This is a genomic window from Methanohalophilus sp. WG1-DM, from assembly GCF_004104135.1.
GTDB classification, from domain to species: Archaea; Halobacteriota; Methanosarcinia; order Methanosarcinales; family Methanosarcinaceae; genus Methanohalophilus; species Methanohalophilus euhalobius.
This window is the reverse complement of record NZ_RRBA01000053.1, coordinates 1-392: the sequence shown is the minus strand read 5'-3', so window position 1 is coordinate 392 and position 392 is coordinate 1. Positions and strand designations below refer to the sequence as shown.

Annotated in this window: 1 pseudogene; it reads left to right on the top strand. The window is 36.7% G+C overall.

The window, feature by feature from the left end:
* Positions 1-240 (top strand): annotated as a pseudogene (locus CI957_RS11005) (ISH3 family transposase); the annotation flags it as partial.
* Between the last annotated feature and the right edge of the window lie 152 nt (positions 241-392).

Sequence of the window (392 nt, the reverse complement as noted above, 5' to 3'; positions counted from 1 at the left end):
GAACGCCGCCATATGTCATTTCCACCATCCAATTCAAGGACATGTGAGAAGGTTGAATTAAGACCAAAACAGTGTATTGATGCTGCTCTTAAACCACTTTTAAAGAATATCGATCTCAGGATAAACGGTTCACTTACCTCTAAAGATCTATTTTACACTGCCATGTGTATGGCAGTGGATAAGAGTTCGGTTCATTCGCATCAAAACACTATCAAGAGATTCCATGTGAAACATCTTTGAGATATCATCTCAGGAAACTAAGTCTTGAAGAACTTATCCTGACAAATCAAAGCATTCTTCTTCACAGTTCTGTCGGTACTCTGAAACCAGAAAAAAAGTATGAGTTTGCTATCGATTTTACAAATGATCCATATTATGGAAAAGTTGATTCA